Origin of the sequence: Alteraurantiacibacter lauratis (assembly GCF_037154155.1) — a bacterium.
GTDB classification, from domain to species: Bacteria; Pseudomonadota; Alphaproteobacteria; order Sphingomonadales; family Sphingomonadaceae; genus Alteraurantiacibacter; species Alteraurantiacibacter lauratis.
The window spans coordinates 158,189-171,824 of sequence record NZ_JBANRN010000003.1 but is presented as its reverse complement, the minus strand read 5'-3'; the positions used below and the strand labels follow the sequence as shown (position 1 = coordinate 171,824).

At 66.0% G+C, this 13,636-nt stretch carries 10 protein-coding genes; 6 read left to right on the top strand and 4 right to left on the bottom strand.

Annotation, left to right across the window (positions count from 1 at the left end; genetic code table 11):
* Positions 1 to 17: 17 nt before the first annotated feature.
* Positions 18 to 1,271, top strand: a complete 1,254-nt coding sequence (locus tag WFP39_RS04620) for an SGNH/GDSL hydrolase family protein (RefSeq protein WP_336917971.1) — start codon at positions 18 to 20, stop codon at positions 1,269 to 1,271.
* A 169-nt stretch (positions 1,272 to 1,440) separates the two neighbouring features.
* Here WFP39_RS04620 and WFP39_RS04615 read toward each other — a convergent pair whose 3' ends face one another.
* Positions 1,441 to 1,842 carry an acyl-CoA thioesterase gene (locus WFP39_RS04615; RefSeq protein WP_336917970.1) on the bottom strand — a complete coding sequence of 134 codons (402 nt, stop codon included), beginning with the start codon at positions 1,840 to 1,842 and terminating at the stop codon, positions 1,441 to 1,443.
* A gap of 8 nt (positions 1,843 to 1,850) precedes the next feature.
* Positions 1,851 to 4,007 (bottom strand): S9 family peptidase, encoded by a 2,157-nt coding sequence (locus WFP39_RS04610; protein WP_336917969.1) that lies wholly within the window; start codon positions 4,005 to 4,007, stop codon positions 1,851 to 1,853.
* A 116-nt stretch (positions 4,008 to 4,123) separates the two neighbouring features.
* Here WFP39_RS04610 and WFP39_RS04605 point away from each other — a divergent pair, with 116 nt between their 5' ends.
* The 4 genes from WFP39_RS04605 (at position 4,124) to WFP39_RS04590 (ending at position 9,964) form a co-directional block, all read left to right on the top strand.
* Positions 4,124 to 5,923: an aminopeptidase P family protein gene (locus WFP39_RS04605; protein WP_336918083.1), complete on the top strand. Its 1,800-nt coding sequence runs from the start codon at positions 4,124 to 4,126 to the stop codon at positions 5,921 to 5,923.
* Between the two features lie 240 nt (positions 5,924 to 6,163).
* Positions 6,164 to 6,907, top strand: coding sequence for a response regulator (locus WFP39_RS04600; protein WP_336917968.1), 744 nt, complete (start codon positions 6,164 to 6,166; stop codon positions 6,905 to 6,907).
* Positions 6,907 to 8,304, top strand: coding sequence for a sensor histidine kinase (locus WFP39_RS04595; RefSeq protein ID WP_336917967.1), 1,398 nt, complete (start codon positions 6,907 to 6,909; stop codon positions 8,302 to 8,304). Before WFP39_RS04600 ends, WFP39_RS04595 begins: the two co-directional genes overlap by 1 nt.
* A 73-nt stretch (positions 8,305 to 8,377) precedes the next feature.
* Positions 8,378 to 9,964 (top strand): tannase/feruloyl esterase family alpha/beta hydrolase, encoded by a 1,587-nt coding sequence (locus WFP39_RS04590; RefSeq protein ID WP_336917966.1) that lies wholly within the window; start codon positions 8,378 to 8,380, stop codon positions 9,962 to 9,964.
* Here the strand turns inward: WFP39_RS04590 and WFP39_RS04585 are convergent.
* Both WFP39_RS04585 and WFP39_RS04580 read right to left on the bottom strand, forming a co-directional pair.
* Positions 9,961 to 12,339 carry an FtsK/SpoIIIE family DNA translocase gene (locus WFP39_RS04585; protein WP_336917965.1) on the bottom strand — a complete coding sequence of 793 codons (2,379 nt, stop codon included), beginning with the start codon at positions 12,337 to 12,339 and terminating at the stop codon, positions 9,961 to 9,963. The two genes, WFP39_RS04590 and WFP39_RS04585, sit on opposite strands and share 4 nt — an antisense overlap.
* A gap of 65 nt (positions 12,340 to 12,404) precedes the next feature.
* Positions 12,405 to 12,950 (bottom strand): thiamine phosphate synthase, encoded by a 546-nt coding sequence (locus tag WFP39_RS04580; RefSeq protein ID WP_336917964.1) that lies wholly within the window; start codon positions 12,948 to 12,950, stop codon positions 12,405 to 12,407.
* Between the two features lie 20 nt (positions 12,951 to 12,970).
* Between WFP39_RS04580 and WFP39_RS04575 the strand changes: the two genes are divergently transcribed.
* Entirely contained in the window at positions 12,971 to 13,636 is a 666-nt protein-coding gene (locus tag WFP39_RS04575) for a YggS family pyridoxal phosphate-dependent enzyme (RefSeq protein ID WP_336917963.1), read from the top strand.

Genomic DNA, 13,636 nt, shown 5'->3' with positions numbered 1-13,636 from the left:
TACAAGGGAGAGAGTGGATGCGGCGTTTCGGGCTGGGATTGGCTGCGGCAGCGATGGCGATGGCGATGGCGATGGCGATGGCCGCGCCCGCGCTGGCGCAGGATGGCGAGGGGATCTGGGTCGGCAGCTGGACGGCAAGCCCGCACGCGCCGCTTTCCACCCAGGGGCCGTTTGCCGCCGCCAGCTTTGAAAATGTGACCATCAGCCAGGTCTTGCGCCTGTCCGAAGGGGGCACGCATCTGCGGGTGCGTTTCACCAACCGCTATGGCACAGGTCCGCTTGCCATCGGTGCGGCGCGCCTGTTCCAGATTGACGATGCGGGCGCGGAAGTCCCCGGCACCAGCCGCACGCTGACCTTTGGCGGAGAGGCAAGCGCGGTGATCCCGCGCGGCAGCCCCTTTGCCAGCGATGCCGTGGCGCTGACCCTGCCTGATCTCGCCCGCATCAAGGTGGAGTTCTATTTGCCCGAAGCCACTGGCCCGTGCACCTGCCATTTGACCGGGCAGGACACGCTGGCCGTATCCGCCCCCGGCAACCATGTGGGGCAGGCGTGGGAAGCGGCCAGCACCGCAGGCTACCGCGCTTTCCTGCACACGGTCGAGGTGCTCAGCCCTGATGCGCGCGGCACTATCGTGACCTTAGGCGATTCGATCACCGACGGGGTCGGCTCCACGCCCGGCGCGAACCGGCGATGGCCCGATATCCTTGCCAACCGGCTGGAGGCGGCAGGGCTGGAATATGCGGTCGCCAATGCGGGCATATCAGGCAACCGTGTCCTTTCCCCCGGCATGGGCGAAAGCGCGCTCGCCCGGTTTGACGAGGATGTGCTGGCACTGCCCAATGTGACGCATCTCATCATCTTTGTCGGCGTGAACGATATCGGCAACCGCTATGGCACACAGCGCGGCGGACCGGGCGGCTTCACGCTCGACCAGCCGCAGATCGACGCGGCGCAGATGATCGCAGGATACCGCCAATTGATCCTGCGGGCGCGGGAAAAGGGCATCAAGGTCATCGGCAGCCCCATCGGCCCCTATAAGGGCGCCGGCTATTGGAGCGAAGAAGGCGAGGCCGCGCGCCAAACGATCAACGACTGGATCGTGAACGGGGGCGAGTTCGATGCGGTAACGCGGCTGGATACAGCCTTTGCCGACCCGGCGGACCCCGCCGCGATGCGCGAGGGATACCATATGGGCGATTTCCTGCATGGTTCCGATGCCGGTTTGCAGGCGGTGGGTGAAAGCATCGATCTGGCGCTGTTTACGGAATAAAGTCGCGCCCTTTTGATTGCATACGAAGACACGAAGATGTCGGGCGAGCCGCACCGCAGGTGCTTCTTTCGATAAGCATCTGCCACGCGAACCGTTGCCAGATCCAGAATGCGGCCTTGCCGCAAGGGCGGCAACTTCGTGTCTTCGTGTGAAGCTGTTCCGCCCCCGATCAATCCGCCTGTAAAAAAGGCGCGGCAACTTCCGGCGGCACGCGCAGCAGGCGGCCTGTCGCCCGGTCGATCATCGCCCATGTCGTGCGCGCGCGCACCAGCAGCTTGCCGTTCGCGTCGGTGAAGGTGATATGCCGGTCAAACCGCGCGCCCGATGGCCCCTCACGGATTTCGGTCAGCGCAGTCACCGTATCGCCCAGCCGCACATTGCCGCGGTAATCGATCTCGTGCCGGGTGACGACCCAGGCATAGGCGGCAACATGCGCGGGGTCGCCATCGTTTCGCCAATGCGCGGTCGCCACCTCCTCCATCCAGTTCACCCACACGCCGTTGTTCACATGGCCCAGCTCGTCAATATGCTCGGCCCTGGCGGTGAAGGTCATGGCGAAGGTGTTGGCCATGCGTCAGCCTATTGATCGATGCCCAGCTGCCACAGGATGAAGGCATATTCCTCCGCATCCTCGCGCAAGCTTTCGAACCGGCCCGACCGCCCGCCATGGCCTGCGCCCATATTGGTTTTCAGCAGCAGCACATTATCATCGGTCTTGGTCACGCGCAGCTTGGCGACCCATTTGGCGGGTTCCCAATAGGTCACGCGCGGATCGTTAAGCCCAGCGGTGACCAGCAGCGGCGGGTAATCCTGCGCGACCACCTGATCGTAAGGCGAATAGCTGAGGATGTGGGTGAAGGCGGCCTTGCTCTCGATGGGATTGCCCCATTCGGGCCATTCGCCCGGCGTCAGCGGCAGTGTCTCGTCCAGCATGGTGGACAGCACATCAACGAAGGGCACATGCGCCACCACCGCGCCGAACAATTCGGGCGCCCGGTTGATCACCGCGCCCATCAACTCGCCCCCGGCGCTGCCGCCGCTGGCGCTGATGCGGCCCGCCGATGTATAGCCGCGGGCAATCAGGCCGCGCGCGACATCGACGAAATCGTTGAAGGTGTTGGTGCGTTCTTCCATCTTGCCTTGCAGATACCAGCGCCGCCCCAGATCGTCCCCGCCGCGAATATGCGCGATGGCATAGGCCATGCCGCGATCGACCATGCTGAACCGGTTGGTCGAAAAGCCCGGCGGCACGGCATAGCCATAGGCGCCATAGGCATAGATGTGCATCGGCCCGCCCGCTGGCCGATCCCGCCGCGAGAGCACCGATACCGGCACCAGAGTGCCGTCGCGCGCCGGGATCTCCAGCCTCTCGACCTGATAGAGCGCGGGATCGTAGCCTGAGGGGATTTCCTGCACCTTCAGCACTTCCAGCCGCCGGTCGGCCACGTGGTAATCATAGACGGTGCCCGGCGTGACCATGGATTGATAGCCCAGCCGCAGCCGGTCCACCGCCCATTCGGGATTGTCGGAGAGGCCAGCGGAATAGCTGGCTTCGGGAAAGGCGATTTCTTCCACCCGCACCGGATCGCCGTAATAGCGCACCTGCACCTGATCGAGGCCTGCGCGCCGTCCTTCGGTGACGAAGAAATCGCGGAACAGCTCCATGCCCGTCAGGTAAAAAGCGTCCGACCCTTCGATCAGCGTGGTCCATTCGCCCGGATTGGCAAGCGAGGCGGTGGACACGCTGAAATTCACATGATCGGCATTGTGCAGGATGTAGAGCGTATCGTCCTTCACATCAGCGGCATATTCCACGCCGGTCTGGCGCGGGCGGATGACGATGGGCGCGGCAAAGGGATCGGCGGCGGGCAGCAGCATCACCTCGCTCGTCTCGTTGTCGCCGGTGGCCAGGATCAGCCATTCCTCGTTCCCCGACAGCGTGGCCGAGACGGTGAAGCCTAGCTGGCCCTCGCGGTAAATCTCCACATCCTCGCTGGTCGGGGTGCCGATGCGGTGGACGCGCACATTGTCGACGCGCCAGTTCTCGTTCGCAACGCCATAGACGAGCATGGTGTCGTTCGCCGCCCAGATGAGCGAGGTGTTGGTGTCTTCGATCACATCGGGCAGGTCTGCGCCCGTTTCGAGGTCCCTGATCCGCACAGTGTAGCGTTCCGACCCGTCAGTATCGATCGCATAGGCCATGAAGCGGCCGTTCTTGCTGATCGAAATGTCGTTGATCGAGAGATATTCGTGCCCCTCGGCCAGCCGATTGGCGTCGAGGTAGAGCTGCGCCTCGCCGCCGGCAGCGGGACGGCGGTAATATTTGCGGTATTCGCTCCCCGCCTCGTATTCGGACCAATAGAGCCAGTCGCCATCCTTCTGCGGCACGGTGGCGTCGTCTTCCTTGATGCGCCCGCGCATTTCCGCAAACAGCGTGTCGACCAGTGCCTGATGCGGGGCCATGTTCGCTTCGAACCAGGCGTTTTCGGCGTTGAGATAGGCCAGCACATCCGGATCGTCGATCACCGGATAGGATGGGTCGCGCAGCCAGTGCCAGGGATCGGAAATGGTGATGCCGTGGCGCGAATAGCTGTATTCGCGCTGCTCGGCCAAAGGCGGAGAGGTAGGGGCAGTTGCGGTCACGCGGGCTCCGTCGTCGGATGGTTGGGCGATTGCCTGTTGCGAAAGCGGCGGTAGCGCCAGCAGGGCAGCGGCAACAAGGGCAATGTTCTTCATGCGCGAAAGGCGTTCCTTGGCAGATGGGCCACTCCCAGACTAGACTGGCTTCATGCGCCGGGTGTGATACACAATCCGGTTTCAGATAAAACCGAAAAGCGATCCGACCCATGTTGATGCAAACCCACGATGCCCGACTCAAGGCCTTGCGCGAGGAGCTTGCCCGGCGCGGGCTGGACGGGTTCGTGGTGCCGATCAGTGACGAGCATCTGTCCGAATATGTCGGCGCCTATGCGCAGCGGCTGGCGTGGCTCACTGGCTTTGGCGGATCGGCGGGCACGGTTGCGGTGCTGAAGGATGGCGCGGCGATCTTCGTTGATGGCCGCTACACGCTGCAGGTGCGCGACCAGGTCGATGGCCGCCTGTACGAATACAAGTCGGTGCCGCAGGATTCGCTTGCCGCATGGCTGGCGGAGAACGTGCCTGCCGGTGCCAAAGTGGGCTTTGATCCGTGGCTGCACACGCGCAGTTGGGCCGATGCGGTGGCGGCGCGACTGGACAAGGCCGGGGCTGCGCTGGTGCCGGTGGACGGCAATCCGGTGGATGCGGTGTGGGATGATCGCCCCGCGCCATCGGCTGCGCCCGCTTTCGTGCAGAGCGATGCGCTGGCCGGGCGCAGCAGCGCGGAAAAGCGCGCCGCGATTGCCGATTGGTTGCGCGCCGAGGCTTGCGACGCGGTGGTGATTGCCGCCTTGGACTCCGTGGCATGGGTGCTCAATGTCCGCGGGGCCGATGTGGAGCGCACGCCGGTGGTGCTGTCGTTCCTGATCGTCCACGCCGATGGCAGCGCCGACTGGTTCGTGGCCCCCGGCAAGGTTCCTGCCGAGGTCGTGCAGGCGCTGGGCAGCGAAGTGCGCGTGCGGGACCGGGCGGAGTTTACGGCCGCGCTGGCGGGATTGGCCGGCAAGCGCGTGGCAGCCGATCCGGCGCGCAGCGTGGCGGCGATCTTCGCCGCGCTCGAAGAGGCTGGGGCCGCGATTGCCCCGCTCGCCGATCCCGCCGTGCTGCCCAAGGCGGTAAAGACTCCCGCCGAACAGGACGGCACGCGTGCCGCGCACTTGCGCGATGGAGTGGCGGTCTCGCGCTTTCTCCACTGGCTCGATATGCACGCGCCCACTGCCACGGTGGACGAGATTTCCGCCGCCAATCAGCTCGAATCCTTCCGCAAGGCAAGCGGGCAATTGGTCGATCTGTCGTTCGACACGATCAGCGGTTCGGGCCCCAACGGGGCAATCGTGCATTACCGGGTGAGCGAGGAGACGAACCGCCTGCTGCAGCCTGGCAGCGTCTATCTGGTGGACAGCGGCGGGCAATATCCCGACGGCACCACCGACATTACCCGCACCGTGTGGATCGGGCCGGGCGAACCCGACGAGGAGGTCAAGGACCGCTTCACCCGCGTTCTGAAAGGGCATATCGCGCTGGCGGTGCAGACTTTTCCGGCTGGCACCACCGGATCGCAGCTCGATGTGCTGGCGCGCCAGCACCTGTGGGCGGCGGGCGTGGATTATGCGCATGGCACCGGGCACGGCGTCGGCAGCTTCCTTTCCGTCCACGAGGGGCCGCAGCGTATCGCCAAGCCGAGAGGCGGGCAGGCGGGGACAGAGCAGGAATTGCTCGCGGGCATGATCCTTTCCAACGAGCCGGGCTATTACAAGACGGGCGCCTATGGCATCCGGATCGAGAATCTCGTGCTGGTCGTCCCGTGGGCCATTCCGGGCGCAGAAGGCGAATGGCTGGGCTTTGAAACGCTTACCCTTGCGCCGATCGACCGGCGGCTGGTGGACACGGCGTTGCTGACCCCGGACGAAATCGCCTGGTGGAACGCTTATCATGCCGAGGTGCTGGCACGGATCGGGCCGCAGCTTTCGGGCGCCGATCGGGCTTGGCTTGAGGTGGCCTGCCGGCCGCTCTAGGCGCGGCGCAACCTTTGCGACAAATTGCGACATTATCGCGGCTGCATGGCATAGACCTGCGACAAGCGGCAGGTAGAAATGCGGTCATGGGCAGCGGGGCCGCGCCATCACCCCACCCCCCCCATTTCCGGATTGCGCGGCCCCGTTGTTCTGCCATCTGGCACGGATCCCGCCTTGCTCTTTCCGTCAGCCGGGCGATGGGCTAATCCCGTGCTACCGAGGGGGATGTCCGGACAAGGTATGACTGAGAGCGACATCAGGCTGCTGCTGGTTGATGATGAGGCAAGCCTGCGCGAGCCGCTGGCCGAATATCTGACGCGCCAGGGCTTTGTGGTGACGCAGGCGCCCGATGCCGCACGTGCCCGCGCGATCCTGCAGGAAAAAAAGCCCGATCTGGTGCTGCTCGACATCATGATGCCGGGCGAGGACGGTCTGTCGCTGTGCCGCCATCTGATTGAAGGGCGGCAATTGCCGGTGATCTTCCTGACCGCGCGGGGCGAGGCGACCGACCGGATCGTGGGGCTGGAAATCGGCGCGGACGATTATGTGGTCAAGCCGTTCGAGCCGCGCGAGCTGGTGGCGCGCATCCGGTCGGTGCTGCGCCGTGCGGGCCGTGCCTCGGCGCCTGTGGAATCGGATGCGCTGTACGAATTCGAAGGCTGGGTGCTCGATCCGCTCAAGCGGCGGCTGACCGATCCCGAAGGCACGGTGGTGCCCATCTCCTCCGCCGAGTTTCGCCTGCTGGTGGCCTTCCTCGACCATCCGCGCCAGGTGCTCGACCGCGATCGTCTGCTCGACATGGTGCAGGGGCGCGAGGCGCATCTGTTCGACCGCGCGGTCGACAACCAGGTCAGCCGCCTGCGCCGCAAGATGGAGGAGGACAGCCGCGATCCGCGCCTGATCCAGACCGTGTGGGGTGGTGGCTACCGCCTCGCTGCCGATGTGCGCCGCGTGCAGCAAACCGCGGATAGCAGCCGGACCTGATGCGCACCCTGTTCCGCAAGCTGGCGCCCAAGAGCCTGCTGGGTCAGATGCTGCTGGCGGTCGCCGCGGCGCTGATGGTGGCGCAGACCATTTCCGCGGTGCTGCAATACCGCGCATCCGAACAGCGGCGCGAAGGCATTGCGCTCAACGCGCTTGCCTTCCAGCTTGTCACCGAACCCCGGTTCGATTTCCGCCAGCCCGACCGGCGCGGGGCAGCCGCAATGGGCCGCTGGCAGCGGCTGCGGGTGCAGAAGACCGAGGAGAGCCCGCTGCTTCCCGGCGAGGTCCGCGACAGCCAGCGCGAAGCGGCCTTGAAGGCCATCCTCGCCGATCAGGGTGTGCAGCCGGTGGACCTGATCGTGCTGACGCGCGACACGGTGAACGATCCTTTCGTCATGGCGCAATTGCGCGAACAGGAACGGACCGAATGGGCGCAGGGGCGCCTGTTGGTGGCGGCGATGCGGCGCGACAGCGGCCCCGAATGGACCGTGGCGCGCTGGGCCGTGGGCGGGCCCGATCCGGGCCAGCTGGGCGCGCTGATTGCGCAGACACTGCTGCTTTATGTCATTCTGGTGGGCGGTCTTGCCATCCTGCTGCGGCGCATCACCCGTCCGCTGGCCGCATTGGCGGACCGGGTCGAACGATTTGCCGAAACGCGCCAGATTGCGGGCCAGCTCGAACCTTCAGGGCCGGAGGATACGCGCCGCCTGATCACCGCACACAACGCGATGGAAGCGCGCATTGTCGCGCTGATCGACGAAAAGGACGTGATGCTGGGCGCGATCGGCCACGATCTCAAGACGCCGCTGGCCGCGCTGCGCGTGCGCATCGAATCGGTCGAGGACGAGGGCGAGCGCGCGCGCATGGCGCATACGATCGAGGATATCACCCGCTCGCTCGACGATATTCTCTCGCTCGCCCGCGTAGGGCGGCCCAGCGATCCGCTCGAACGCACCGATCTGGCGGCGCTGGTCGCCTCTGTCGTCGAGGAGTTCGAGGATATGGGTGACGCGGTGGAGCTGGGCGAAACCGACCGCCTGCCGATGAAGCTGCGCGCCACGTGGCTGCGCCGCGCATTGCGCAATCTGATCGGCAACGCGCTGCGTTACGGGGCGACCCCGCATATCTCGCTCAAGCGCGAGGGAGGCGAGGCGGTGATCCGCATTGCCGATAACGGCCCCGGCATCCCCGAAGGCGAGATTGCCACCATGATGGAACCGTTCAAACGCGGCGAAGGATCGCGCAACCGCGAAACCGGCGGCGCGGGCCTTGGCCTCACTCTGGCACGGGCGATTGCCGAACAGCATGGCGGGCATCTGTCGCTGACCAACCGGCATGACAAGGCGGGAAAGATCATCGGCCTGACCGCGGAAATCCGCCTTCCGCTCGGCACCTGATGCGCGATCACTTGCTTGCCGCTGCTGCGGGCCGCTGATACCCCCTTGGCGACTGCAAATGGGGAGAATGAGGATGCGGCATAGGGTGCGCGGCGCGGCGGTGCTGGCGTGTTCGGTTTCGGCTTTCGGGCTGGGTTCGGCGCTTCCCGCGCAGGAGACGCAAACCGTTCCGGCTGAAAGATGCGGCCGTGCCATGATGCAGTTAGGCGATGGCTATTTGGAAGTTACCGCCGCAACGCTGATCCCGGCCCAGCCCGCCACCATGACGCCGTTCGGACCGCAGGCCGCGCTGCCACAGCACTGCCTTGTCGAAGGCATGCTCAATCGCCGCACGGGCGTCGATGGCAAGGAATACGGCATCGGCTTTGAACTGGCGCTGCCGCTGACATGGAATGGGCGCTATCTGCTGATGGGCGGGGGCGGGCTGAACGGATCGATCCGTCCGCCCTTCGGCCCGGTGGCGGCGGGCAACAGCAATGCGCTGGCCATGGGTTTTGCCGTGGCCAGCCATGACAGCGGGCACAAGGGCGAGGTTTTCGACGCCAGTTTCCAGGCGGATCAGCGCGCCGCGCTCGATTTTGCCGAAACATCGGTGCACACGGTCACGCTGGCCACCCGTTGGCTTGCAGCGGCGTTTTACGGAGAGCCGCCGCGCCGTTCCTATATGACCGGCTGTTCCACCGGCGGGCGCGAGGGGATGCTGGCGAGCCAGCGCTATCCCGAACTGTTCGACGGCATCGTGATCGGCGCGCCCGCCATGCGGCCGGGCCATTCGAACCTTGCCATCGAATGGGCGCAGGTGCTGCTCAACCGCACGCAGGCGGCGGGGGTGACGACACCGGCGGGGTTTTCGAGCGCCGAGCGCGCCGTGGTCGATGCGGGCCTTGCCCGCCAATGCGACGGTGCGGATGGCCGGGTGGACGGGATGATATTCAATGTCGAGGCGTGCCGCAATTTCGACGCGCGCGCGCTTGCCTGCGCGCCGGGGCAGGTGACCGATGGCAGCGCGGGTTGCTTGGCTCCCGAAAAGGCCGAGGCGCTGGCGCAGATCTTTGCCGGTCCGCGAGAGGCAAGCGGACGGCCGCTCTACACCGCGATCCCGTGGGATACCGGGGTCACCTATGCCGGGCCGGGCCTGCCCGGATACATTCCGTCGGGCGCGCCCGGCCCGTTCGGCCCGGCCAATGCGGGCCGCGAGATCGACCTTGATGCGCGGCTGGCAGCGGTGGAATGGGATGCAGTGGGGCGGCTGACCGACACCGCCTACTGGACGAACCTCTCCACCTTCCTGCGCCGCGGAGCCAAGATCATGTTCTATCACGGCGTATCCGATCCGTGGTTCTCTGCCATTGACACATGGGAGTATTTCCAGCGCGCCCGCGAAGCGAATGGCGCGGCGGCGTGGGACGATGCGGCACGGTTCTATATGGTGCCGGGGATGCTGCATTGTTCAGGCGGTAATGCGTTTGACCGGTTCGACCTGCTCAGCCCGCTGGTGGAGTGGGTGGAACAGGGCCGCGCGCCGAACGGGATTACGGCACGGCGCAGTGACGGGGCGGCAGGCGAACGCCCGCTGTGTGCGCACCCGGCCTATCCGCATTATACCGGCGGCGATCCGGCACTGGCGGCAAGTTACTCCTGCCGCCTGCCCCAAGGCTAAAGCGGGTTGCCATCCCGGTCGCGGTAGATTTCGCGGCGGCCGACATGGTTGGCGGGGCCGACAATGCCGTCCTCCTCCATCCTCTCGATCAGCTTGGCGGCGGTATTGTAGCCCACGCCCAACTGGCGCTGGAGCCACGATCCGCTGGCCTTCTGATTTTCCCACACGATCTGGCAGGCCTGCCGGTAGCGCCGCTCCTCCGGGTTGTCGCTGCCGGTGAACTCGTCCTCCAGCGCGCCGAACCCGCCGCCATAACCATCGTCCTCGACCTCTTCGGTCACGCTTTCGACGTAAGACGGCTGGCCCTGTTCGCGCCAATGCTGCGCCACCTTCTCCACTTCCTCGTCGGAAACGAAGGGGCCGTGCACACGCTTCAGCGCGCCGGTGGTCGGCTTGTAGAGCATGTCGCCCTTGCCCAGCAGTTGTTCGGCCCCCTGCTCGCCCAGAATGGTGCGGCTGTCGATGCGGCTGGTGACGTTGAAGGCGATGCGCGTGGGCAGGTTCGCCTTGATCACGCCGGTGATCACATCGACGCTGGGACGCTGCGTTGCCATGATCAGGTGAATGCCCGCCGCGCGGCTTTTCTGCGCGAGCCGCTGGATCAGCCCTTCGATTTCCTTGCCCACCGTCACCATCAGGTCGGCCAGCTCGTCGACGATCACCACGATCTGCGGCAGGACTTCGTAATCGAGGCGCTTTTCCTCGGTCAGCTCGTCACCCGTTTCGGCATCAAAGCCTGCCAGCACGGTATGGCCCAGCGGCTTGCCCTTGGCCTGCGCGGCCTTCACCCGTTCGTTGAAGCCGCCAATATTGCGCGCGCCGATCTCGCTCATCATGCGATACCGCCGCTCCATTTCCGCAACCGCCCATTTCAGCGCGCGGATCGCCTTGTGCGGTTCGGTCACTACGGGCGCGAGGAGGTGCGGGATGTCGTCGTAGCTTTTGAGTTCGAGCACCTTGGGATCGATCAGGATCAAGCGGCATTCGGCCGGACTGAAGCGGTAAAGCAGCGACAGCAGGATGCAGTTGAGACCCACCGATTTGCCCGAACCCGTGGTGCCCGCGACCAGCAGATGCGGCATGGCGGCAAGGTCGGCCACCACGGGTTCCCCGGCAATGTCCTTGCCAAGGATAATCGGCAGATTGCCCTTGGCTTCCACAAAGGCTTCGGAGGCGACCATTTCCTTGAAGCTCACGGTCTGCCGGTCGACATTGGGCAATTCGATGCCCATCACCGTCTTGCCCGGAATGCTGGCGACCCGCGCGCTGATCGCGCTCATGTTGCGGGCGATGTCTTCGGCAAGACCGATCACGCGGCTGGCCTTGATGCCGGGGGCGGGTTCGAGCTCGTACATCGTCACCACCGGCCCGGTGCGCACGGCGGTAATCTCGCCCTTCACGTTGAAATCGTCGAGCACGTTTTCAAGCAGGCGGGCATTGCGTTCCAGCGCCAGCTTGTCGAGCTTGGGCGCAGCTTCGGCCGGCGGGTCTTCGAGAAGGTCGAGGCTGGGGAGAGCATATTGCGCGAACAGATCGGCCTGGTTCGCCTTGGTCGGGCGCGCGGGGCGCGGCGGTGCGGAAGGATCGACGATTTCCGGAGCCTTGCGCGCCGGTTGGTCGATGGGCACCGTGCCATCCGGCTTGCGCTCAGCCACAGGCTTGCGCCGTTGAACCGGGGCGAGTGCAGAGGGGCTGTCATCCCCACGGTCGCGGCGCAGCAGGTTGGGCAGGGTGAGCAGGCCCGCCCAATCCACCGCAAAGACCTTGCCGGCAAGGAATGCCCCGCCCAGCAGCGCGGCAATCCCCCCGCCCAGAATGGCCCAGAACTGGCCTGCTTCAGGCAGGCGGCCCGCCAGCGCGCGCAAGGCTGCTTCGCCCAGCAATCCCGCCAGCCCGCCCGGCCCCGCCGGCTGCGCCCAGCCCGCCGGATCGCTCACCAGTGCGAGCACGGTGGAGAGCAGAACCATCGCCAGCAACAGCACGCCCAAGGTCGCCCACCAGCCCCCCTCGGCCATGCGGCGCGGCGGCAGCGCGCCGTCCTCCTCCGCCTCTTCCGAAAGGTCGGCCGCACGCCACAACTTGCGCGCCCAGGCGTAAAGCAGCGGCAGGAACAGCAGCGAGACCAGCCCGAACGACCACAGCGCCCGGTCTGCCACCCAGGCGCCGCTGCGGCCCATCCAGTTGGCTATCGTATCGCCTGCGGCGGTGGAAGGGGCGGGATCGGTTTGCGTATAGCTGATCAGCGCCAGCGCGAGGAACAGCATGGTCGCAAACAGCACGAACGCCGCGCTGCGCTGGCAGATGCGCGCCAGCGAACGGCGAAATGCCGCTTTCCAGTCGCCTGCCTGCTTGGCGTTGCGCACCCGCGTCGCCATGGTGATTGACCCCTCTTGTCCCGCAAGGAACGCATTGTGAATCCGCAGCGACTCCGCGTCAACCGCTAGAGCGATGACAGTCCGTCAATTGCCGCCCAGTGTGGCCAATCCAGCCGCCGGGCCTTGCGCGCGTTCATCCCGCCCAGCGCGATCACCGGTATCCTGCCCGCCCTGGCCGCGAGCATTCGCCAGCGCAGCGGCCCCAGAAAGGGCGCGCCGGGATGGGTGCGCGTGGCAAAGGCGGGCGACAGCAGCACCGCGTCCGCGCCCATGCGCCGCGCCTCGGCCATTTCGCCCAGCGAATGAACGGTGGCCAGCCGCAGCAGATCATCGCGCCGCGGCACCAGCGCGCGCGGCGCGCCATATATCCCGTCCGCCCCCCATTCGCGGGCAGTCGGCGCGCTGTCGGCCAGAATGACCGTATGGCCCCGCGCCCACGCCAGCCGGGAAAGCTGATTGAAACGCGCCAACCGTTCGACTGGCGGCAAATGGTAATGCCGGTAGATGAACCCGCTGCCGCGCGGCAGGCGGGCCAGCGCAGCCTCCAGCGCCGCATCGTTGCGCGCATCGGAAAGCAGCCAGAGAGCGGGGAAGGACTGGATCAGAGCCATGGGAACGCTATAGCGCCCCCATGCCCGAAAACGCAGCCACTCTTCTCACCCAAGTGCAGGATCGCATAGCCAAGGCCTGCACTATCGCCCGCCGCGAACCCGCCGACGTCACGCTGATTGCGGTGAGCAAGACGCACGGCGCCGATGCGATCCTGCCCTTGCTGAAGGCAGGCCAACGCGTGTTTGGCGAAAACCGGGTGCAGGAAGCCGCGGCCAAATGGCCGGCGCTGAAGGACCAGTTCCCCGATGTGCAACTGCACCTCGTCGGCCAATTGCAATCGAACAAGGCGGAGGACGCGGTCGTGCTGTTCGATGCGATCCACTCGCTCGACCGGCCTTCGCTGGTCGCCGCACTTGCCAAGGCGATGGACAAGGCAGGGCGGCGCGTGCCCTGTTTCGTGCAGGTCAATATTGGCGCGGAGGAGCAGAAGGGCGGCTGCGCGCTGGCCGATCTGCCCGCCTTGCTGGAACAGGCGCGAGGGGCGGAGATCCCGCTGGCGGGCCTGATGTGTGTGCCGCCTGCCGATATCGAGGCCGCGCCCTTTTTCGCGCTGCTCGACAAGTTGGCACGCGATCACGGGCTGGAAGGGCGCAGCATGGGGATGAGCGGCGATTTCGAAACCGCGATAATGCTGGGCGCCACGCATATCCGCGTGGGCACCGCGCTGTTCGGCGGGCGGGGCTGA

Excerpts from the sequence above, each read along its gene's own strand:
- WFP39_RS04620 (WP_336917971.1), top strand. The coding sequence starts at position 18 with ATGCGGCGTTTCGGGCTGGGATTGGCTGCGGCAGCGATGGCGATGGCG.
- WFP39_RS04615 (WP_336917970.1), bottom strand. The coding sequence starts at position 1,842 with ATGGCCAACACCTTCGCCATGACCTTCACCGCCAGGGCCGAGCATATT.
- WFP39_RS04610 (WP_336917969.1), bottom strand. The coding sequence starts at position 4,007 with ATGAAGAACATTGCCCTTGTTGCCGCTGCCCTGCTGGCGCTACCGCCG.
- WFP39_RS04605 (WP_336918083.1), top strand. The coding sequence starts at position 4,124 with ATGCAAACCCACGATGCCCGACTCAAGGCCTTGCGCGAGGAGCTTGCC.
- WFP39_RS04600 (WP_336917968.1), top strand. The coding sequence starts at position 6,164 with ATGACTGAGAGCGACATCAGGCTGCTGCTGGTTGATGATGAGGCAAGC.
- WFP39_RS04595 (WP_336917967.1), top strand. The coding sequence starts at position 6,907 with ATGCGCACCCTGTTCCGCAAGCTGGCGCCCAAGAGCCTGCTGGGTCAG.
- WFP39_RS04590 (WP_336917966.1), top strand. The coding sequence starts at position 8,378 with ATGCGGCATAGGGTGCGCGGCGCGGCGGTGCTGGCGTGTTCGGTTTCG.
- WFP39_RS04585 (WP_336917965.1), bottom strand. The coding sequence starts at position 12,339 with ATGGCGACGCGGGTGCGCAACGCCAAGCAGGCAGGCGACTGGAAAGCG.
- WFP39_RS04580 (WP_336917964.1), bottom strand. The coding sequence starts at position 12,950 with ATGGCTCTGATCCAGTCCTTCCCCGCTCTCTGGCTGCTTTCCGATGCG.
- WFP39_RS04575 (WP_336917963.1), top strand. The coding sequence starts at position 12,971 with ATGCCCGAAAACGCAGCCACTCTTCTCACCCAAGTGCAGGATCGCATA.